Below are 20,849 nucleotides of genomic sequence, written 5' to 3'. Positions count from 1 at the left end.
AAACAAGTTCGCCGGCTAAATAGTAGTCACGCGATGCGTTCGGACACACGTACGCCCGATGGGTTCAATGGGGCGTGCCTGCGTGGCCCGTTCAGCCACTGCTGGCGACGTGGCGCAGCGGATGGGCCACTATCTGGGCAACTGCATGGTCGATGACGAGCGCACCGAACGGTGACATTCGCTCAGCGCAGTTGGCTGTCCTTGCTGCCGCGGCGGTTGTAGCCGCTGAACGCCGATTGACGCTTGTCACGTTGATCCTGACAGACGATACACAGCCGCACCCCGGGTACCGCCGCACGGCGGGCCTGGGGAATCGGCGCGTCGCACTCCTCGCAGTGGGTCAGGCTCTCGCCGCGTGGCAACTGGCTACGCGAGCGTTGCACGGCATCCTTGACCGTGCTGTCGATCTGGTCCTGCACGGCACCATCCCGCGACCATCCGCCGGCCATGATATCTCCTCGGCTCGGGCTAGCCATCGATTGATCGGACGATCCCTGAGTATAGGAACCTGGCCGTGGCTGGCGCCAGTGCGTCTCGCCGGGGCGCTCAGCCGATAGCCGCGACAGCGGCCTTGGCGATCTGTGCGTCCTGATCCGGCTTGACGCCGGAGACGCCGACACTGGCGATCACCTGGCCGTCGACGATCACCGGCACGCCGCCGGTGAGCAGCGCCTTGAGCGGCGCGGTGACGAAGGCGGTGCGGCCGTTGTTGATCATCTCCTCGAAGACCTGGGTCTCCTTGCGGCCGATGGCGGCGTTGCGGGCCTTTTCGCTGGCCACGCCGGCCGAGAAGGGCGCGGCGCCATCGAGCCGTCGCAGGCCGAGCAGGTGGCCGCCATCGTCGGCGACGGCGATGGTCACCGCCCAGTGGTTGGCCTCGGCTTCCTGCTGCGCGGCATCGAGGATGGCGTTGACGTCGCTCAAGTTGAGTACGGCTTTGGTGTGCATGACTTCTCCTTGGTTAGTTATATGGCTACGAGCTACGAGCTACGAGCTACGAGCTACGAGCTACGAGCTACGAGCTACGAGCTACGAGCTACGAGCTACGGGCTACGGGCAACGGGCCGCTCATAGGCCCTCGAGGCCGGTTTTCGTGGGAAATGGGATGGACCCGTCCCCCCCTTGTGCCAAGATGCGTGTGTAACGCCATCTATCGGTGCATGGGGCACCCACGGCATCCCGAGAGGAGGGTCCATCCATGAATCACATTAGCATTGTGGGGATCGATCTCGCCAAGCATGTCTTCCAGCTGCACGCCATCGATGCACACGGCCGTAAGGTCTTCGGCAAGGCAGTGAGCCGGCAGCAACTGCGCCTGACACTGAGCCGGATGCCACCTTGCCGGGTTGCGATGGAAGCCTGTGGTTCGGCCCATTATTGGGCGCGCGAGATCCGCGCGATGGGGCATGACGCGCGCCTGTTGCCGCCCCAGGCCGTGAAGCCCTTCGTCCAGGGCCACAAGAACGACGCCCGCGATGCCGCGGGGATCGCCGAGGCGGCGGCGCGCCCCGCCACGCCCCACGTAGCCATCAAGACCGAGGCACAACAGGCGCTTCAGGCCGTGCATCGGGTACGCACGCGCCTGGTTCGCGAGCGCACGGCGATCGTGGCGCTGGCCAACAAGCTGGCCCGGATCTGTTGGTCCGTGCTGGCTCATGGCCGGCCTTACCAGCCTCAGGGCCAGGCGATCTGAGGGCCGGAAGGCCAGAAGAGAAGGCAAGAAGAGGAAGAGGATACAGAAAAGAGTTTTCCCGAGGTTGCGCGGGCAAGTTGCCTCGATGACATGATCGGCAAGACCGGCTCTCTGGCACACTGATAATTCGCTAGGCCCATTGAGGCCGCGTGGGAGATAAGAGGCCAGAGAGCGCGCATTCCATCAGGGCCCGGTGCCGCAGCAGGTGCCATGAAGAGGCCGGATATAAGCGTGCAGTCTCACCTCATGTCTCGTCGCTGCTGGCTTGCACAACGGGACGGGTCCATATAAGCGAATTTATTCGCGATGCCGGTATGCCATGAAATCCGCTGGCTTGGGCAAATCGGGCGGCCATGCGATGCTGTGCCGATTGTCGGGCCATACCATAAAAAGGTGATATGAAAGTACCCAAGCGACTCCAGCCCCTGGTCGACGACGGCCTGATCGACGAGGTCGTCAGCCAGTTGATGAGCGGCAAGGAAGCCCAGGTCTATGTGGTGCGCTGCGGCGGCGAGCGGCGTTGCGCCAAGGTCTTCAAGGAGGCCAGCCAGCGCAGCTTCAAGCAGGCCGTGCAGTATCAGGAGGGCCGCAAGGAGCGCAACAGCCGGCGCGCCCGGGCGATGGCCAAGAAGACCCGCTACGGCCAGAAGGAACAGGAAGCGGCCTGGCTCAGCGCCGAGGTCGATGCGCTGTACCGGCTGGCCGCGGCGGGGGTGCGCGTGCCGCGCCCCCATGGCTTCGTCGACGGCGTGTTGCTGATGGACCTGATCAGCGACGGCGAGGGCGATGTCGCGCCGCGGCTCGGCGAGGTGACGCTGAGCCCACAGCAGGCCCGCGACTATCACGACAGGGTGATCGCCGACGTGGTGCGCATGCTGTGCGCCGGGCTGGTGCACGGCGACCTGTCCGAGTTCAACGTGCTGGTCGATCGCGACGGCCCGGTGATCATCGACCTGCCCCAGGCGGTCGATGCGGCGGGCAACAACAGCGCGCCGATGCTGCTGGTGCGCGACGTCGACACCATGCGCGACTGGTTCGGACGCTTCGAGCCGGCGCTGCTCGACACCGACTACGGCAAGGAGATCTGGGCGCTTTTCGAGGCCGGCGAGCTGCACCCGGAGAGCCGGCTCACCGGGCACTTCGAACCCGACACCCACAGCGTCGACGTGATGGAGCTGATGGCGGTGATCGACGACGCCCGCGAAGAGGCCGAGGAGCGCCGCGAGCGCGAGCGCGACGACGCCGAGGACGACGACTACTGAGTGACCAGTCAACGCACCATGCCTCCCCTGCATCGGCGCACCACGGCCAATTCGCAGCGCCTCTCGAGTCGTCGCTGAGGGCCGGGAAGCCGGCAAAGCCATTGAAGTTTGCGTTCGAGGCCACCATCGACTGAGATGGATAGCCGTCAATCAGCAAGGAGAGCGCCATGAAGGTCGTTACAGTGAAAAGCCCCGGTGGGCTGGATCGTCTCGACGTCGGCGAGCAGCCCGCGCCCGGCGAGCCCGGGCCGGGCGAGATCCGCGTGCGCATCCATGCCAGCTCGCTCAACTATCACGATTACGGCGTGGTCTCGGGGGCGATGCCCACCGAGGACGGACGCATTCCGATGTCCGACGGCGCCGGCGTGGTCGAGGCCCTCGGTGAAGGCGTCGACGAGTTCAAGGTCGGCGACAGCGTGGTCTCGGGCTTCTTTCCCAGCTGGCAGACCGGCCCGGCGCTGGTCGGCGATTTCAAGACCGTGCCCGGCGACGGCGTCGACGGCTATGCCCGTGAGCAGGTGATCCGGCCGGCGAGCTGGTTCACCCGCGCGCCGGCGGGTTACAGCCATGCCGAGGCGGCGACGCTGACCACTGCCGGGCTCACCGCCTGGCGGGCGCTGGTGGTCGACGGCGGCATCAAGCCCGGCGACAGCGTGCTGGTGCTGGGCACCGGCGGGGTGTCGATCTTCGCCCTGCAGTTCGCCAAGCAGATGGGGGCGACGGTGATCGCCACCTCGTCATCCGATGACAAGATCGCCAGGCTACGCGAACTGGGCGCCGATCATACGCTCAACTACAAGCGCGAGCCGGAGTGGGGCAAGCGCGTCAAGCAACTGACCGACGGGCGCGGCGTCGACCACGTCATCGAGGTCGGTGGCCCGGGGACGCTGCCGCAGTCGATCGACGCGGTACGCATCGGCGGACACATCGCGCTGATCGGCGTGCTGACCGGGCGTGGCGGCGAGGTGCCCACCGCCAAGCTGATGGCCAGGCAGGCTTCGCTCAAGGGGTTGATCGTGGGCAGCCGCCAGGACCAGATCGAGATGATCCGCGGCATCGAGGTCAGCGGTCTGCGTCCGGTGATCGATCGGCGTTTTAGGCTTGACGAGATCGCCGATGCGTTCCGTCACCAGGAAGGCCAACGGCACTTCGGCAAGATCTGCCTGGAGTTCTGATGAGGCGACGTGGAGTCACCGGCAGTGTAATGTCCTAAAAAAGCCCGCATGATGATACGGGCCCTCGTCATGTAGCCGTCAGCGTTCGCCGATGGACGCTTCCGGTTGCCGTTCGGCGTGGCGCTCGCTGAGAAAGTGGCCGAGCGGCTCGAGGCCATCGATGTGCTCACTGAGCGTCTTGACCGCGACCAACAGGGGGACGGCGACGATCATGCCCACCACGGACCATAGCCAGGCCCAGAACGAGATGGTCAGGAACACCACCACGGTATTGAGACGCAGGCTGCGGCCGACGAAATAGGGGGTGATGAGTTGCCCCTCGAGCGTGGTCAGGAAGAAATAGGTGCCGGCGACGATGGGTGCCCAGCCAATCCAGTCGTACGAAACGATGGCAACCATGGCGGCAATGATGATGCCCGCCAAGGCGCCGAGGTACGGGACGAAATTGAACAGGAAGGCGATGATCCCGAAGACCAGTGGACTGGGCATGCCCAGGGCCCACATGGCGATCGCCACCGCGACACCCAAGCCGGCATTGATGACGGTGATGGTGAACAGGTAGCGCGACAACTTACGTTCTATATCGTGAGTGATCCGCACCGCGCGTTTCTTGTCGCGCAGAGTGGGCATGATGTGCACGAGCTTCTCGTAGAACATGTCGCCCGAGGCGAGCAGAAAGAGCAGAAGCACCAGGGTGAACAGGAACTGCGTCATCACGGTGGGCACGAGCGCCGCGAGTTTCTGGCTGAGATTGTCATCCTGGGTTTCGACCTGTTGAACCTTTGGTGAATCGGAGCTCGCCATCGAATCGAGCTTTTCCTTGGCTTCGAACAGCTCGCTGAACGGGCCGGTTATTTCGTTGAGTCGGCCTTCTATGCGCATCTCTATCTGCGGCGCATTGTTTATCCAGCCGCTGACGGGGACCGCCAGGGCGGCCGCGATCGCGAACAGACCGGTGAGCAGGGAGGTGATGATGATGAGCGCCGACAGCCCTTGGGATAGGCCGCGCCGGTCGAAGAAACGGCGTATCGGGCTGAACACCATCGATAGCAGAAAGGCCAACACCACGGGCACCAGAAACAGCTGGGCAAAGCCCAGGGCGAAAACCGAGAGATAGATGAAGATACCGATGCCGACCCAGGTTGGAAGCGTGCTTGACCAGCGCTTGTGAGGTGTCGGGTCGCTATTGCTTTCAGGGCTGCCGTTGCGAGTTTCTGTAGTCATGGAGCGCTTTCTGGAAAGTGGTAGGCACGGCCGGCTAGGCCACGGGTTATCAAGCCGAAGTCTAGCCTAGTTGAACCGACGCGATTTTCACTAGCACAGGATAGGTCGATGCGTTCGCGTACCGGGATGTATCGAACGTCGCCAACCGACAGGGAGAAGCATCATGAAAGTAGCCTTCATTGGTCTGGGCATCATGGGCCGGCACATGGCGCGTAACCTGATGCGCCACGATGACCTGACGCTGAGCGTCTTCAACCGCTCGCCGGAGCCGGTCGAGGCGCTGGTCGAGGCTGGCGCCCGCGGAGCGAACTCGGCTGAGGAGGCCGTCGCCGAGGCGGACATCGTCTTCACCATGCTCGCCGAACCGAGCGTCGTCGAAGCGGTGGCGTTCGGCGAGGGCGGTTTCGTGGCGGCGATGGGCGAAGGCGCGCTGTGGGTCGATTGCTCTACCGTCAACCCGTCGTTCAGCCGCGCGATGGCGACCCGCGCCGGCGGGCATGGCCTGCGTTTCGTCGATGCGCCGGTCGCCGGCACCAAGCAGCCGGCCGAGGAGGCCGCGCTGACGTTCCTGGTGGGCGGCGCACGCGAGGATGTCGAGATCCTGAGACCGCTTCTCGACTGCATGGGCCAGAAGATCGTGCATGCCGGTGAGACGGGGCAGGGCGCGGCCTTCAAGATGCTGGTCAACGCCCAGCTGGCGCAATCGATGCTGGTCTACGCCGAGACCGCCCTGCTCGGCGAAAACCTCGGTTTCTCGCGGGATTTTCTGATGGATACGCTGCCCAACCTGCCGGTGTCGGCGCCGTTTCTCGCCGGCAAGGCGGAGTTGATCCGCAGCGGCGATTATGCCGCCCAGTTCCCGCTGGAGTGGATGCACAAGGACCTGCAACTGCTCGACCTGACCGCCTACGAGCAGAATCAGCCACTGTATCTCGCCAGCCTGGCCAAGTCGCTGTACGGCAGCGCCAAGGCGGCCGGCCATGGCCGCGACGATTTCGCCGCGATCCATGCCTATCTGGCGAATCAGGCAGACCAGGGGTGACGCGTTCGGATTCCGCCGAACGGTAGTCTGGTGATGCGAGCTACAACCGCGAGGCGGGGCGCAGGTCGTAGTCGAAGGGCCAAAGCGGCCCCCGCAGGGGCCGGCTCAGGCGGGTGTCGCGGCGTGACGCTGGCGCAGCCGGTGACGAATCGCGAAGGCCACCGATACCGCGGCGAGAATCAGCAGCGTCAGCGAGATCGGCCGGGTGAAGAACAGCGCCCAGTTCTCGTCGATCATCAGCGCGCGGCGCAGGTTGGTTTCGGCGATCGGGCCAAGGATCACCCCGAGCACCAGCGGTGCCAGCGGATAGTTGAGCTTGCTGAGGATGTAACCGAAGATCCCCACCCCGAGCAACAGGTAGATGTCGGTGACGCGATTGTTGAGGGCGAAGGCGCCGACCACACAGAACACCAGCACCACCGGCACGATCACCGAGCGCGGCACGTCGGTGACGCGCAGGAACAGACGCATGCTGAACAGGCATACCACCAGCACCATGAACGCGGCCAGCAGCATGGCCATGAACATGCCGTAGACCAGGTCGCCGTTGTCGAGAATCAGCCGCGGGCCGATGCCGATGCCGTGGACCATCAACGAGGCCATCAGCACCGCGTCGACGGCGCTGCCGGGGATGCCCAGCGCGATCATCGGAATCAATCCGCCCCCCGAGGTTGCCGAGTTGCCAGACTCCGAGGCGATCACCCCCTCGGGCGCTCCGGTGCCGAACTGCTCGGGGGTCTTGGAGGCGCGCTTGGCCTGATCGTAGGCCAACAGGTTGGCGATACTGCCGCCGGCGCCGGGCACCGCGCCGATGAACACCCCGACCAGCGACGAACGAATCAGGTTGACCGGATGGGCCAGCGTCTCGCGCAGCGCATCGAGCGGCTTGAAGGCCACGTTGGAAGAAATCAGCTGCTTGCCGCGCTGGGGCTGCTCGGCGTCCTCGACCTCCTGAAGCAACTGGCTGACGGCGAAGATGCCGATCAGTACCACCAAGAACGGAAAGCCGTTGGCGAGCAGGTCGGCGTCGAAGGTGAAGCGCGCCACGCCCATCATCGGGTCGGCGCCCACGGTGGCGATGAACAACCCCAGCAGGCCGGTCATCAGCCCCTTGAGCATCGACTTGCCGACCAGACTGGCGACCACCGTCATGGCGAAGATGATCAGCGAGAAATATTCCCAGGCGCCCAGCTTGACGGCGATCATCGCCAGCGGCGGGGCGGCGATGATCAGGATGATCGCGCTGATCAGGGCGCCGAAGAACGATGCCCAGATGCCCAGTGCCAGGGCGCGGCCGGGCTGGCCACTGCGCGCCATCGGGAAGGCGTCGAAGGTGGTGGCCACCGACGACGGCGTGCCGGGAATGCCCAGCAGGGCGGCGCTGATCAGCCCGCCCGAATAGCCGCCGACGTAGACCGCGAGCATGGTCGCCACGCCCTGTAGCGGATCCATGGTGAAGGTCAGCGGCAGGGTCAGCACGATGGCCATGGTGATGGTAAAGCCCGGGATCGCCGCGGCGATGACGCCGGCGACCACGCCGAGCAGCATGGTGACCATCGTCGATAGCGTGAACAGCTGGTCCATGCCGGCGAACAGCGCTTCCGTCATGTTGCATCTCCTTTCGAAGGCAGCCGCGAGCCGTGAATCAGCTGAACGGGCCGCGGGGAAGGCTGATGATGAAGACATCCCGGAACAGCCAGTCGAGGCCGAACGAAAACGTCACGGCAATGACCGCGGCGATCGCCAGGCTGCGCGGGCGGCGTGCGCCGAGTGCAAACTGAACCAGGATCAAAAACGCCAGCGAAGCCAGGCGAAAGCCCAGCATCGGTACGCCGAGGATGTACAGGACGAACAGCGCAAGGACGCCGAATGCCAGCCGCTGGCGCCACAGCCAGCGCTTGACCAGCCCCGCTGCAGCGCTCGGCGCGCCACGGTAGTGCAGCCACTCCTGGGCCATGATGCCCAGATTGATCAGCATCAGGACGGCCAGGACCAAGCGCGGAAAGCTGCCCGCACCGAGCGGCTCCCACGCTGACGAAGGCAGCGCTCCGGCCTGCACGAACAGCGCGCCGAACAGCACCAACAGCGTGCCGTTCAGCAGCAGATGGGCGAGGGCACTGGCGCGTCGGGTATCGGTGTCGACGACGACCCGGTCCGAGGACCGGGTCTGCCGTGAAGGGGCGGACGAACTCATTGAGCCAACTTCCCTGATAGCCGCTCGATGGTCCCGTCGGTGCGTTTGAGGTAGTCGGTGAACGCCTTCGGGCCTAGGAATTGCACTTGGGCACCGGCATTACGGACTTGCTGGATGAACTCCTCATCCTGGGAGAGTTGCTGCATGGCGTCGGCGAGCACCGCGACCTTGTCCTCGGGGGTGCCCTTGGGGGCGATCAGGCCGCGCACGATGTTGAGGCTGAGCGAGTCGTAGCCGAGTTCCTTGAAGGTTGGTACGTCCGGGGTCTCCTCCTGGCGCTCTGCGCTGCCCACCGCCAGGAAGCGCAGATCGCCATTCTTGACGAATTCGCCACTCGAGGCGATGTCGCCGATCGCCGCGTCGATGTTCCCGCCAACCAGCGAACGGATGCGAGCACCGGTGCCCTCGAAGCCGACGTAACGGAACGACAGGTTCGCGGCGTCTTCTATCATTGCCGCCTGGACATGGGGAATGCCGCCGAGTGTCACGCCGACACGGATCTCGCCGGGATTCTTCTTGGCGTAATCGACGAACTCGTCGAAGGTTTGCCAGGGGCTGTCGGCGTTGACCGTCAGGTACTGCGGCGAGGCGGTCATCGCGGCCACCGGTGTGAAGTCGTCCCAGTTGAGATCGGTCAGGCCGGTCGCGTTGGCGACCAGCAGGCCCTCGTGGATCTGACCCACCGTATAGCCGTCGGGCTCGCGCTTGGAAAGCTCCTTGAGGCCGGTGGTGCCGCTGACTCCGGGCATGTTGATCACCGGCATCGGCTGGTCCAGGTACTCCTCGGCATTATTGGAGATCAGCCGCATCAGGGTATCGCTGCCGCCACCCGGCGACCAGGGCACGATGAGTTCCACTGGCTTGCTGGGATAGTCCTCGGACTGGGCCAGCGCCGATGCACTGGCGCCGAGCGTGGTGCCCAGCACCAGGCCGCCAATGGCCAGCTTGAGACGTGTGGAACGGGGCTTGCTTGACTGTGGTGGAAAGAATGACATGGCTGTTTTGTCCTTGTAGGTCATCGTATTGATGCATTGCGTCGTTACTGGCCCGCGAGGGCCACACTCGGTTCGTGCGTGTACCGCCGAACCGCGAACGGGCAAGGTCCCGGTCGCCCGCTAGCCGAGTAGCAGGGCGCCGTAGCCAAGCCCGAAACACACGACGAACGCCGGGTGGACCCGGGTCGCCAGGAGTAATACGCCGGCCACGCCAGCGATGATCGCGGTGTGCAGGGTGCCGGCGGTGTCCAGCCCTTCAGCGAGAAAGCGCCAGGTCAGATAGGCCATCAGCGTCATCACCACCGGGCGTACCCACTGGCTCATCGACTTGACCTTGACCGAGTCGCGATAGCGATACAGCGTGCCCAGCGCGGCCAGCATCAGCAGCAGCGACGGCGCGACGGTGGCGAAGATGGCGGTCAGCGAGCCGGGCACGCCGGCGACGTCGTAACCGATATAGCCGGCCATCTTGGTGGCGATCGGGCTGGGCAAGGCGTTGCCCAGCGCCAGGGTCTCGGCGAAGCCCTGCGAGCTCATCCAGCCGTAGCGGCCGACCACCTCGTTTTCGATCAGCGGGATGATCGCCGGACCGCCGCCGTAGCCGACGATGTTGGGAATGAAGAACGCCAGGAACAGCTGCCAGTAGATCATTTGCTCGCCTCGCTGGCCGTACGGCGGGGCTCGGGGCGCAGCAGCGCGGCGAGCAGGAGCGCCCCGATCACCAGTCCCGGATGTACGCCGAGCCAGTAGATCAGCCCGCCGGCGACGGCGCCCATCGTCAGCGTCACAAGCCAGCCGAGGCTGGCCCGCGACTTGGCGAAGAAGTCCCAGGTCAGCTTGGCCATCATCACCATTACCACTGGCACCACGCCCTGGCCCATGCCCTGCACCCAGCGCTGGTCGCCGTGACGGGCGTACAGGCCGAGCAGCGCGACCATCGCCACGATCACCGGCACGATCACCGCGATCAGCGCATTGAGCGCACCCAGCACGCCGCCGACCCGGTAGCCGATATAGCCGGCCATCTTGGTGGCGATCGGCCCGGGCAGGGTGTTGCCGATCGCCAGCACGTCGGCGAACGTCTCGTCGTCCATCCAGGCGTGGCGCTCGACCACCTCCTGATGGACCAGCGGGATCATCGACGGGCCGCCGCCGAAGCCGAACAGGCCGATGCGCAGGAAAGCCAGAAACAGCTGGGTCTGGGTACGCAGCATGATCACAGCACCGCGATACTGGCGTCGGTGCGCGGCTCGGTGCCGCCGCAGTAGATGCCGCTGTCCGGGTCGCGGATGATCATCTGCCCACGCCCGAAGCCGCGCGGATCGTGCTCGACGCGCATGTCGTGGCCGCGCTCGGCCATCGCCCGCACCAGCGGCGCCGGGTAGCCATGCTCAATGCCGATGCGCTTGCCGCCCATCCACTGCCAGCGCGGGGCGTCGAGCGCGGCCTGCGGGTTGAGCCCGAAGTCGATCAGGTTCATCACCACCTGGACGTGACCCTGGGGCTGCATGAAGCCGCCCATCACGCCGAACGGCCCGAGCGGCGTGCCGTTGTCGCGGGTCAAAAAGCCGGGAATGATGGTGTGGAAGGTTTTCTTGCCCGGCGCGAGCACGTTGTCGTGGGTCGGGTCGAGGCTGAAATCGTGGCCGCGATTGTGCATCGCGATGCCGGTGCCCGGCACCACCACCCCGGAGCCGAAGCCGTGATAGTTGCTCTGGATGAACGACACCATGTTGCCGTCGCTATCGGCGGTCGCCAGGTAGACGGTGCCGCCGGCCTGCGGCGTGCCCGGGCGCGGCTCGAGCGCGCGCTCGCCGATCAGCGCGCGGCGCTTGCGGGTGTAGGCGTCGCCGAGCAGCGCCGCGACGCTGTGGGTCATGTGCTCGGGCTGGGTGATGTGGGCCTGGCCGTCGCTGTAGGCAAGTTTCATCGCCTCGAGCTGGCGGTGCAGCACCTCGGGGTTGTCGCGGCTGTCGATCTCGAAACCCTCGAGGATGCGCAGCGCCATCAGCGCGACCAGCCCCTGGCCATTGGGCGGGATCTCCCAGACCTTGTGGCCGCGGTAATCGGCGGCGATCGGCGCGACCCACTCCGCTTGGTAGCCGGCAAGATCCGCGGCGCGCAGATAGCCGCCGGTGTCGCGCGAGAAGGCGTCGATGCGCTCGGCCAGCTCGCCGCGGTAGAAGCTCTCGCCACAGCTTGCGGCGATCGCTTCCAGGGTCCGTGCCTGGTCCTCGCAGCGATGCCACTCGCCGGCACGTGGCGCGCGACCGGTCGGCGCGAAGGTCTCGAACCAGCCGGCGGTGGCGGCGTCGGTGAGATGTTCGCGGAAGGTCGTCTCGGCGCGCTGCCACAGGCTGGCGATCACCGGCGAGACCGGGAAGCCCTCGCGGGCCAGCCGGATCGCCGGGGCGAGCAGCGTCTGGAAGTCGAGCTTGCCGAAGCGCCGCGACAGCTCGGCCCAGGCCGCCGGGATGCCGGGCACGGTGACCGGCGTCCAGCCGTACAGCGGCATGGCCTCGAAGCCGGCCTCGGCGAGTGCCTGTGGGGTCAGCGCGGCGGGCGCGGTACCGCTGGCGTTGAGGCCGTGCAGCGCCCCCGTCTCGCCGTTCTTGTCGGCGATCCAGACCAGCGCGAAGGCGTCGCCGCCGACTCCGCAGCCGGTGGGTTCAACCACGGTCAGCGCCGCGGCAGTGGCGATCGCGGCATCCACCGCGTTGCCGCCCCGGGCGAGGATGTCGCGGCCGATCTGGCTGGCCTGGGGCTGCGAGGCGGCGACCATGCCGTGCTTGGCATAGGTGGCGCTGCGCTGGGAGGCGTAGGGCGTTGCCGAGGAAAAGGGCGTCAACATGCCGTCTCCAATCGATTGTTGTGTTATAAATCGTTTTGAATAAAAAAATCGATTTTCTTGAGATGACTATGGCGCGGGACTTGGCTAACGTCAACACGGGATTCACGCGACGTGGCAGCGCCGCGGGAAAATCGTCCAGAAACCCTTATCGGGGAGCGCGCCTTGCACACTGCACCGGGAACCACGCCATGACCGCATCGCCATCCGCCAGCCGCGACATGGCCTCGAGCCGAATCTTCGAGACGCTCAAGCAGGACTTGATTCGCGGGCGCTTCGCGGCCGGCGAGAAACTCGCCATCAGCGCCCTGAAGGATCATTACCGGGTCGGGCTCAGCCCGCTGCGCGAGGCGCTCAACCGGCTGGCGGCCTATGGCCTGCTCGAACAGGTCAACCAGCGCGGCTTTCGGGTGCCGGCGATGCGTCTCGAGGAACTCGACGACATTGCCGGGCTGCGCACTCAGCTCGAATGCATGGCGCTGACCCAGGCCTTCCAGGCGGGCGATCCAGAATGGGAGTCGCAGTTGCTGGCGGCACACCATCGGCTGCGCCGGGCCGAGGAGCATCCCGGGCGGGTGGAAGAGTGGGAGCAGGCGCATCTGCGTTTTCACCGCGCGCTGCTGGCGTCGTGCGGCTCGCACTGGCTGCTGCGCTTCATCGAACAACTGCATGACCAGTTCGACCGCTACCGTCGCCTGGCGCCGCCCAACCCGGCGGTGCGCAAGGTGCTCGACCGCCAGCACGGCGAACTGGTCGAGCTGGCGCTGAGCCGCGACATAGCTGCCGCGCGGGCGCTGCTCGACGATCATATCCGGCTGTCGCACGGGGTCGCCCGCGGCTGTTGCCAGCCATCGGCATCCAACGACGATCGAGCGCGCAAGGATTCGGGAGGGGGCGCCGGGGGGCGCTATAGTGGTTATAGGTGACTAATAACCCTTGCGATGGAGAACGCTGTCATGCACAAGAGCCGATTGGCGTGTCTGGTCGTCGACGGTCAGGACGACGTCAACGAAGCGGCCTACTTCTGGTCCCAGGCGCTGGGTGCCGGTGTGGTCGAACGGCTGGAGGCGTGGGTGGTGATGCAGGCGCCCACCGGGCATCGTTTCTGCATCGTCAACCCACAATGTGCGGGTCTTGCCAGCGCGCCGGGGGTCACCGTCTGGCGTTGACTCCCGGCGTTCAAGGTGACTAGCGCGGCTTACTCGCCCTGGTTGGCGCTGCGTCCACGGCCGCGACCGCCCCGGCGTCGGCGGCGCTCGCCGGCCGGCTTGTCGCTGTTGCGGGGGGGTTGCCCGGCGGGCTTGCGGGTGCCGCGACGGGCATTGTCGTTGCGAGGCTGGCGCGGGCGTTCGTCCGCGGCCGGCTCTTCCGCCGCGCTACCCGGCTGGCCCGGCTCGAAGCCGGCGATCGGCGTGCGGGTCAGGCTCTGCTTGATCAGCCGCTCGATGCCGGCGAGTTCCTTGCTCTCGTCGCTGGAAACCAGTGACACGGCCTGGCCGCTGGCGCCGGCGCGTCCGGTGCGGCCGATGCGGTGGACGTAGTCCTCGGCGACATTGGGCAGCTCGAAGTTGACCACCTGGGGCAACTGATCGATATCCAGTCCGCGAGCGGCGATGTCGGTGGCGACCAGCACCCGGATCTCGCCGGACTTGAAGCCGCTGAGCGCCTTGGTACGGGCGTTCTGGCTCTTGTTGCCGTGGATCGCCGCGGCCTCGATGCCGGCGCCCTCCAGATAGCGGGTCAGCTTGTTGGCGCCGTGCTTGGTGCGGGTGAAGACCAGCACCTGGTGCCACTCGCGCTGCTGGATCAGGTGGCTGAGCAGCGCCGGCTTGCGCTGTTTGTCCACCGGGCAGACCCACTGGGTCACGGTGGTCGCGGCGGCGTTGCGCGGGGTCACCGAGATCTCCACCGGGTCGTTGACCAGGCCCTTGGCGAGCTGGCGGATCTCGTTGGAGAAGGTCGCCGAGAACATCAGCGTCTGGCGCTTGGCGGGCAACACCTTGAGGATCTTGCGGATGTCGTGGATGAAGCCCATGTCGAGCATGCGGTCGGCTTCATCGAGGATCAGCACTTCGAGCTGGTCGAACGACACCGCCTTCTGGCCGAACAGGTCGAGCAGCCGGCCGGGGGTGGCGATCAATACGTCGACGCCGCGGCGCAGCGCGTCGATCTGCGGGTTGGCCTTGACCCCGCCGAAGATCACCGCCGAGCTCAGCGGCAGATGCTTGCCGTAGGTGGCGACGCTCTCGCCGACCTGGGCGGCCAGTTCGCGGGTCGGGGTGAGCACCAGCGCGCGCACCTGGCGCGGACGCGCGCGTTCGCCGCTCTTGAGCCGCTCGAGCAGCGGCAGGGTGAAACCGGCGGTCTTGCCGGTGCCGGTCTGGGCGGCGGCCATCACGTCGCGGCCTTCGAGCACGGCGGGGATCGCCCTGGCCTGGATCGGCGAGGGGGTGTCGTAGCCCTGTTCGGCCACGGCGGTCATCAACGGGGCACAAAGTCCCAGGGAAGCAAAGCTCATGAATTCTCTCGGTGGCTGCGGGATGGGGCCGGAAACCGGCGGGGCAGCGGGCCTGCAGCTTAACGGATAAGTCCTCCGGGTGCTACCAAGGTGGAAGGGCCCGAGCTGCCGGGCACGGCCACACGTGTTGGCTGAAGTGTGCGAAAATGAACCGACTCAACGACTTGCTGGCCGGTTATCGTGTCTTTATTGATCGCCCTGGTGTTCTTCGCCATCGTCTTTCTGACCGCCCTGCTGTCCGGCATCTTCGGTATGGCCGGCGGTCTGCTCCTGCTGTGGTTCCTGCTGCTGGCGCTGCCGGCGAGCGTGGCGATCGTCGTCCACGGGGTCATCCAGCTGTGCTCGAACGCCTCGCGGGCGTGGTTCTCGCGCCACTACATCAATGCGCGGATCGTCGCGGTCATCGCCTCGGGTGGGGCGCTGTCGGCGATCGCGCTGGCGCTGATCGGCTATCACCCCAATACGACGATCGTCTCGTTGTTGATCGGCGTGATGCCGATCCTGGTATGGATCCCCAAGGCCTGGTTCCATTTCGATGCGGCGCGGCCGAGCCACGCCTTCGGCTGCGGCATCGTCGCCGGCGGGCTGACCATCGCCGCCGGCGTCTCGGGGCCGACTATCGATCTGTTCTTCATCCGTACCGCCATGGACCGGCGTCAGATCGTCGCCACCAAGGCGGCGGTCCAGGTGATTGCGCACGCCATCAAGATCGTCTTCTATGCCGGCTCGGCACTCGCCCTGAGTGGCGAGCAATGGGGCGTGGTGGCGTTGGCGGTACCGTTCGCGATCCTCGGCACACGTGCCGGCAACGGCATGCTGCGGCGGCTGACCGATGCCAATTTCCGCTACTGGACGCGCTGGATCGTCACCGTGATCGGTGGCTTCTATCTCCTGCAGGGCTTGCTGCTCTGATTGCCTGGCGGGGCGCCCCTGTGTCGACTCGAGCGGGTGTCTGACCAGCGAACCGGCAATCCAAGACGACAAGGCCCGGCATCCGCCGGGCCTTGTCGTGTACGAGGTCGGAGTATCGGCTCAGCGGTCGAGCAGGCCGTGCCGGGCGCTAGGCATCAGTACCAGGAAGCTGCCCCGGTAGGGCTGGCTGAACAACGCCCCGGCGCGCTGGGCGGGCGAAAGCGTATCCACCACCTCGATCAGCGCGCCTTGTGGATGATCGGCACTCCAGGCGATAACCTCGTCGGAGTCGATCACGGTCATGTCCTGGGTGAGGCGACCCAGGAAGCGGAACTGGTTGGCGTAGTCGCCGACATAGGCGACGGGCACGCCCTGCTGTTGCTGATAGCCGATCTCGCGGGCGAACGGTGTGACATCGTAATAGCGAGCCAGCGCCGGGGACAGGCCGATCAGCAGGGCCAGCAGGCTGAGCGGCCAGGCCAGCGTCATGATCACTCGCCGGGGATGCAGGCTCAGCCCGACGATGAGAGCCAGCGGCACCAGTGCCGTCAGGCGCACGGCATTGGGCAATGGTGCCAGCGGATAGAAGCGCAGGGCGATCTCGGGCAGGGCGAGCATCAGGCCGGCGAGCACCAGCAGCAGAAGGCGGTAGAGCCAGGTGCGCCGGGGCGGGTGCCGCTCGATCTGACCGGCCACCCAGATCGCCAGGAAGGGCAGGGCCGGCATCAGGTAGTGGACCTGCTTGCCGCTGACCAGGCTCAGAATCACCAGTGGCGGCAGGCAGCCCCACAGGGCGAAGCGCTCGAGCGAGCCGCTTGCCAGCGGACGTCGCCACAGCCAGACGGTTGGCCAGGGCAGGGTCAGCAACGGCAGCAACGGCAGATACCAGTACCAGGGGCGGGCATGAGCGAAGGCGTTGGTCACACGGCCGGCGGACTGGCCCCAGAAGATCGCCTGGGCATACTCGGGGCTGCCGGTAATCGCGGCGGGAATCGCCCAGGCGAGCACCACGGCGGCACCGAGCAGGGTGGCCGGCAGGATCGCCCAATAGTGGCGGGCGCCGATCGTCACGCCGTCGGGGCGCCAGAAGCGGGTGCTCAGGGTCAGCGGCAACCAGTAGATCAGCACCACCGGCCCCTTGGCGAGCAGGGCCAGGCCCAGGCCGAAGCCGGCCAGAACGAGCCAGCGCCGCTCGGCGCGATGCACGTAGCGCACCCAGCCCAGCGTCGCGATCAGCAAACAGGTGGTCTGCAGGATGTCGAACATGCTCAGTGGCATGTAGACGAACCACATGGTCATGGCCAGCAGCACCGGCGGGGCCCAGCGCATGCCCGGTGCCTGCTGCTCGGGCCATTCGCGCTGGATGGCCACCAGCAGCGGGAAGGTCAGCAGGCCGACGGCCGGAATCGCCAGGCGAGCCACGACATCACTGGTGCCGAACAGTGCCCAGGCGGACTGGATCAACCAGAACAGCAGTGGCGGCTTGTCGGGGTAGGGCTCGCCGTTGAGATGCGGGACCAGAAAGCTGTTGTTCTGCCACATCTCCCAGGCCACCGACAGATAGCGCGTCTCGTCGATGGGCATCAGCGGCAGGTAGTTGACGCGGATGACGACGGCCACGACGGCGATGATCAGGGTCAGCAAAAGGCCCGATTGCCAGGTACCGATACCTGGCCATGACGACAGGCGAGTGGATAGCGTTCGAAGCATCGAAGTTCCAGCGATGGCATGATGAATGTGGCAGCAGGGTGGACGAGAATTCTTAACGGGAGCTTATCGGTCGTCCACGGCCGACCTGCGGGTGGGGGTGGCTCGACATTCAACCGAGCGCCGCACGGCGACGTTCGCTGACCGGCGGCATGCCGAAGTAGCGCTTGTAGTCGCGGCTGAACTGCGAGGCGCTCTGATAGCCCACCGTGTTGGCGGCGCGCGCCACGCTGTGCTGTTGCTGGCCGAGCAGCGCTCGCGCCTTGAGTAGCCGCAGGCGCTTTAAGTATTGCATCGGCGCCAGCCGGGTGGTGTGCTTGAAATGGTGATGGAAGTGCGAGGCGCTCATGTTGACCTGCCGGGCCAGCGCGTCGACCGTCAATGGCTGGGTATAATGCTGGTGAAGGAAGGCCAGCGCATCGGCGATCTGGGCGTACTTGCCGGACACGCGGATCAGCCGCCGCAACGAGTCGCCCTGGGGGCCGCGCAGCGCCTCGAAGACCACTTCGCGGATGCGCCCGCCGCCCAGCGTGTCGGCGAGCAGCGGGTCGTGCAGGCACTCCAGCAGGCGCAGCACGTTGTCGCCCATCGTCTGATTCATCGTCACCGCGGCCATCGGCGAGGGACTTTCGCCGTCGCCGTGAATGGCGGGCAGCGCGCGGGCCAGTTCGCCGAGCATTACCCGGTCGAGACGCACCATGACCCCCAGCAACGGCTGCTCGGGGCTGGCCAGGGTCTCGCACTCGAAGGGCAGCGGCAGCGCCTGGATCAGGTAGTTGCCGGCGCCGTAATGGATCACCCGGTCCTCCAGATAGCCGACCTTGCCGCCCTGGGCGACGACGATCAGGCAGGGGTCGTAGATCAGCGGCGTGCGCGGCTGGCCGCAACTGGTGAATAGCTCCACGCCGGGCATGCGCGTCGTCATGAATCCTTCGCCATCGACCAGCGGGGCGATCAGCGCGGCCATGCGTCGGCCAAGATCGGCAATCGGGGCTGCCTCGTGCAGCGCCTCGATGGGATGGGCGGTTGAATGCATGGTCTGCTCGCGCTCGCTGACAGTGGGTGTGTATCGTAACATTGGTCACGGAAAAAGCTTCAACTGTGCCTGATCAGCTGTCATCAAGCAGTATCGGACATGCATAAAGCAGAATCGAGCATGGCCTGCCCGACGCACAGCGGCCACACTAGGAGCGTTGGTTCAGCAGTTAATCGGTCGCGTTCGGCGGCTGATCCTGTCTGTTGAAAAACCTGCCTTTTGAAAAGGAGTTCCTGCATGCCGCAAGCCAAGGGTTACGCCGCGCATTCCGCCGAATCCCCGTTGACACCTTACGCCTTCGAGCGCCGCGAGCCGCGAGCCGACGATGTCGCCATCGAGATTCTCTACTGCGGCGTCTGCCACAGCGACCTGCACTTCGCCCGCGACGACTGGGGCATGGCCTCCTACCCGGTGGTGCCGGGCCACGAGATCGTCGGTCGGGTGACCGGCGTGGGCAGCGAGGTGAGCAACTTCAAGGAGGGCGACCTGGTCGGCGTGGGTTGCATGGTCGACTCCTGCCGCCACTGTCAGGCCTGCAACGACGGTCTCGAGCAGTACTGCGCCGAAGGCTTCGTCATGACCTACGGCAGCCCCGACCGCCACGACGGCAGCCTGACCCAGGGCGGCTATTCCGACAAGGTGACGGTCAGCGAGCGCTTCGTGCTGCGCATGCCCGAGGGCATCGATCTCAAGTCCGCCGCGCCGCTGCTGTGCGCCGGCATCACCACCTACTCGCCGCTCAAGCACTACGGCGTCAAGCCGGGCCACAAGGTCGGCGTGATCGGCATGGGCGGCCTGGGTCACATGGGCGTCAAATTGGCCAAGGCCTTCGGCGCCGAGGTGACGCTGTTCACCCGCTCGCAGAGCAAGGTCGACGAGGCCCGGAGCAACGGCGCCGATCATGTCGTGGTCTCCACCGACGAGGAACAGATGGCGGCCATCGCCGAGACCTTCGACTTCATGCTCGACACCGTGCCGGTGCCGCACGACGTCAATCCTTACCTGCAGGCCCTGAAGTACGACGGCACGCATATCCTGGTCGGCCAGTTGCAGCCGCTCGAGCCCGCCGTCGAGGGGGTTAACCTGATCTTCCGGCGTCGCGTGCTGGCCGGTTCGCTGATCGGCGGCATCCCCGAGACCCAGGAGGTGCTCGACTTCTGCGCCGAGAAAGGCATTGCCTGCGATGTCGAGATGATCGACATCAAGGACATCAACACCGCCTGGGAGCGGATGCAGAAGGGCGACGTGCGCTATCGCTTCGTGATCGACATGGCATCCGTGAAGGACGCCGTCTGATCGATTCGCTGGCATGAAAACGACGCCGCCGGCTCGCGATGACCGGCGGCGTTTTCGTGCATGGGCCAGGACGGTCTCACTCACGCATGCGGATCAGTCCTTCCTGCGCGCTGGAAGCCACCAGATAACCCCGGGCGTCGTAGATGCTGCCGCGGGCGAAGCCGCGCCCGCCGCCGGCCCAGGGGCTGTCCATGGCATAAAGCAGCCAGTCGTTGATGCGCACGTCGCGGTGGAACCACAGCGCGTGATCGAGACTGGCGATGCGCAGCCGCGGGTCGCCGAAATAGCTGTCGTGGGGGATCAGGCTGGTGGTCAGCAGGTGGAAATCCGAGCTGTAGGCGAGCAGGTAGCGATGCAAGGTGGCGTCGTCGGGCAGCTCGCCGGCGAGCCGAAACCACAAGCGCTTTTGCGGCGTGCCGCCGTCGCTTGCCTCGGGCAGGTGCAAGAATTCGATTGGGTGCCCGGCGAAGCGCTCGGGCTGGGCGCCGTCGGCGATCAGCTCATCGGGGGTGGCCACCGGCGGACGCGTCGGCTGATGATGGAAACCGCTTTCCTCGATATGAAACGAGGCGCTGCAGAAGAAGATCGTCTTGCCGTGCTGGATCGCGCTGACCCGGCGCGTGGCGAAGCTGCCGCCGTCGCGGACCCGGTCGACCTGATAGACCACCGGGTGATGGGGGTCGCCGGCGAGCAGGAAATAGCCGTGCAAGGAGTGCACACGGCGTGCCGGGTCGACCGTCTGGCTGGCCGCCGAGAGCGCCTGGCCGAGCACCTGACCGCCGAACAGCTGGGGAAAGCCCAGGTCCTGGCTATGGCCGCGGAACAGGTTCTCCTCGAGCGTTTCCATGCCCAGCAACTGGACCAGGCCGTCGAGTGCTTGTGTCATGCGTTGTCTCCCTGCGTATGAGCTGCACATGTAGTATGGGCGGCACGACAGGATACCCGAG

21 protein-coding genes are annotated in these 20,849 nt (G+C 66.0%); 8 read left to right on the top strand and 13 right to left on the bottom strand.

Features of this window, described 5'->3' with window-relative positions; genetic code table 11:
- Positions 1-182: 182 nt before the first annotated feature.
- Both K7I12_RS03980 and K7I12_RS03975 read right to left on the bottom strand, forming a co-directional pair.
- Positions 183-449 (bottom strand): DksA/TraR family C4-type zinc finger protein, encoded by a 267-nt coding sequence (locus K7I12_RS03980; RefSeq protein ID WP_231663092.1) that lies wholly within the window; start codon positions 447-449, stop codon positions 183-185.
- Between the two features lie 97 nt (positions 450-546).
- Complete coding sequence (locus K7I12_RS03975; RefSeq protein ID WP_231663091.1) at positions 547-948, bottom strand: heme-binding protein; 402 nt, start codon at positions 946-948, stop codon at positions 547-549.
- 250 nt (positions 949-1,198) lie between these two features.
- On the opposite strand from K7I12_RS03975, the gene K7I12_RS03970 reads away from it, so the two are divergent.
- The 3 genes from K7I12_RS03970 to K7I12_RS03960 all read left to right on the top strand — a co-directional run bounded on the left by K7I12_RS03970 (position 1,199) and on the right by K7I12_RS03960 (position 4,130).
- Positions 1,199-1,693: an IS110 family transposase gene (locus K7I12_RS03970; protein WP_051907334.1), complete on the top strand. Its 495-nt coding sequence runs from the start codon at positions 1,199-1,201 to the stop codon at positions 1,691-1,693.
- A gap of 398 nt (positions 1,694-2,091) precedes the next feature.
- Positions 2,092-2,955, top strand: coding sequence for a PA4780 family RIO1-like protein kinase (locus tag K7I12_RS03965; RefSeq protein WP_031382625.1), 864 nt, complete (start codon positions 2,092-2,094; stop codon positions 2,953-2,955).
- A gap of 167 nt (positions 2,956-3,122) precedes the next feature.
- Positions 3,123-4,130, top strand: coding sequence for a zinc-dependent alcohol dehydrogenase family protein (locus K7I12_RS03960; RefSeq protein WP_031382628.1), 1,008 nt, complete (start codon positions 3,123-3,125; stop codon positions 4,128-4,130).
- 78 nt (positions 4,131-4,208) lie between these two features.
- Here the strand turns inward: K7I12_RS03960 and K7I12_RS03955 are convergent, their stop codons facing one another.
- On the bottom strand, positions 4,209-5,354 hold the full coding sequence (locus tag K7I12_RS03955) for an AI-2E family transporter (protein ID WP_084173274.1): 1,146 nt from the start codon (positions 5,352-5,354) through the stop codon (positions 4,209-4,211).
- 163 nt (positions 5,355-5,517) lie between these two features.
- Between K7I12_RS03955 and K7I12_RS03950 the strand changes: the two genes are divergently transcribed.
- Positions 5,518-6,396 carry an NAD(P)-dependent oxidoreductase gene (locus K7I12_RS03950; RefSeq protein ID WP_031382630.1) on the top strand — a complete coding sequence of 293 codons (879 nt, stop codon included), beginning with the start codon at positions 5,518-5,520 and terminating at the stop codon, positions 6,394-6,396.
- Between the two features lie 105 nt (positions 6,397-6,501).
- Here K7I12_RS03950 and K7I12_RS03945 read toward each other — a convergent pair whose 3' ends face one another.
- The 6 genes from K7I12_RS03945 to K7I12_RS03920 form a co-directional block, all read right to left on the bottom strand.
- Positions 6,502-8,004, bottom strand: a complete 1,503-nt coding sequence (locus K7I12_RS03945) for a tripartite tricarboxylate transporter permease (protein ID WP_031382631.1) — start codon at positions 8,002-8,004, stop codon at positions 6,502-6,504.
- Between the two features lie 37 nt (positions 8,005-8,041).
- Positions 8,042-8,590, bottom strand: coding sequence for a tripartite tricarboxylate transporter TctB family protein (locus K7I12_RS03940; RefSeq protein ID WP_031382632.1), 549 nt, complete (start codon positions 8,588-8,590; stop codon positions 8,042-8,044).
- Positions 8,587-9,585, bottom strand: a complete 999-nt coding sequence (locus K7I12_RS03935; RefSeq protein WP_084173276.1) for a Bug family tripartite tricarboxylate transporter substrate binding protein — start codon at positions 9,583-9,585, stop codon at positions 8,587-8,589. The genes K7I12_RS03940 and K7I12_RS03935 overlap by 4 nt, the downstream gene beginning before the upstream one ends.
- A gap of 120 nt (positions 9,586-9,705) precedes the next feature.
- On the bottom strand, positions 9,706-10,236 hold the full coding sequence (locus K7I12_RS03930) for a chromate transporter (RefSeq protein ID WP_031382634.1): 531 nt from the start codon (positions 10,234-10,236) through the stop codon (positions 9,706-9,708).
- The gene (locus K7I12_RS03925) at positions 10,233-10,799 is read right to left on the bottom strand and encodes a chromate transporter (RefSeq protein WP_031382635.1); all 567 of its coding nucleotides are present in this window, start codon (positions 10,797-10,799) and stop codon (positions 10,233-10,235) included. The genes K7I12_RS03930 and K7I12_RS03925 overlap by 4 nt, the downstream gene beginning before the upstream one ends.
- 2 nt (positions 10,800-10,801) lie before the next feature.
- Positions 10,802-12,436, bottom strand: coding sequence for a gamma-glutamyltransferase family protein (locus K7I12_RS03920; protein WP_031382636.1), 1,635 nt, complete (start codon positions 12,434-12,436; stop codon positions 10,802-10,804).
- A gap of 188 nt (positions 12,437-12,624) precedes the next feature.
- On the opposite strand from K7I12_RS03920, the gene K7I12_RS03915 reads away from it, so the two are divergent.
- Positions 12,625-13,359, top strand: a complete 735-nt coding sequence (locus K7I12_RS03915; RefSeq protein WP_084173278.1) for a GntR family transcriptional regulator — start codon at positions 12,625-12,627, stop codon at positions 13,357-13,359.
- 30 nt (positions 13,360-13,389) lie between these two features.
- The gene (locus tag K7I12_RS03910) at positions 13,390-13,602 is read left to right on the top strand and encodes a hypothetical protein (RefSeq protein ID WP_051907335.1); all 213 of its coding nucleotides are present in this window, start codon (positions 13,390-13,392) and stop codon (positions 13,600-13,602) included.
- 29 nt (positions 13,603-13,631) lie between these two features.
- On the opposite strand, the gene K7I12_RS03905 is transcribed toward K7I12_RS03910, so the two are convergent.
- Entirely contained in the window at positions 13,632-14,951 is a 1,320-nt protein-coding gene (locus K7I12_RS03905) for a DEAD/DEAH box helicase (protein WP_031382637.1), read from the bottom strand.
- Positions 14,952-15,131: 180 nt separating this feature from the next.
- Between K7I12_RS03905 and K7I12_RS03900 the strand changes: the two genes are divergently transcribed.
- The gene (locus K7I12_RS03900) at positions 15,132-15,863 is read left to right on the top strand and encodes a TSUP family transporter (RefSeq protein ID WP_031382638.1); all 732 of its coding nucleotides are present in this window, start codon (positions 15,132-15,134) and stop codon (positions 15,861-15,863) included.
- 120 nt (positions 15,864-15,983) lie between these two features.
- On the opposite strand, the gene K7I12_RS03895 is transcribed toward K7I12_RS03900, so the two are convergent.
- Together K7I12_RS03895 and K7I12_RS03890 are read right to left on the bottom strand one after the other, a co-directional pair.
- Positions 15,984-17,573 (bottom strand): ArnT family glycosyltransferase, encoded by a 1,590-nt coding sequence (locus K7I12_RS03895; RefSeq protein WP_231663090.1) that lies wholly within the window; start codon positions 17,571-17,573, stop codon positions 15,984-15,986.
- Positions 17,574-17,682: 109 nt separating this feature from the next.
- The gene (locus K7I12_RS03890) at positions 17,683-18,606 is read right to left on the bottom strand and encodes an AraC family transcriptional regulator (RefSeq protein ID WP_084173280.1); all 924 of its coding nucleotides are present in this window, start codon (positions 18,604-18,606) and stop codon (positions 17,683-17,685) included.
- 237 nt (positions 18,607-18,843) lie between these two features.
- Between K7I12_RS03890 and K7I12_RS03885 the strand changes: the two genes are divergently transcribed.
- A complete protein-coding gene (locus K7I12_RS03885; protein WP_031382641.1) occupies positions 18,844-19,902 on the top strand; it encodes an NAD(P)-dependent alcohol dehydrogenase in 1,059 nt (352 codons plus the stop codon).
- Positions 19,903-19,978: 76 nt separating this feature from the next.
- Here K7I12_RS03885 and K7I12_RS03880 read toward each other — a convergent pair whose 3' ends face one another.
- Positions 19,979-20,788, bottom strand: coding sequence for an acyl-CoA thioesterase (locus tag K7I12_RS03880; RefSeq protein ID WP_031382642.1), 810 nt, complete (start codon positions 20,786-20,788; stop codon positions 19,979-19,981).
- Positions 20,789-20,849: the final 61 nt, after the last annotated feature.

The sequence above is a fragment of the Halomonas sp. IOP_31 genome (genome assembly GCF_021151495.1).
In the GTDB taxonomy this organism is placed as follows: Bacteria; Pseudomonadota; Gammaproteobacteria; order Pseudomonadales; family Halomonadaceae; genus Modicisalibacter; species Modicisalibacter zincidurans.
This window is presented reverse-complemented; position numbering and strand designations above follow the sequence as displayed.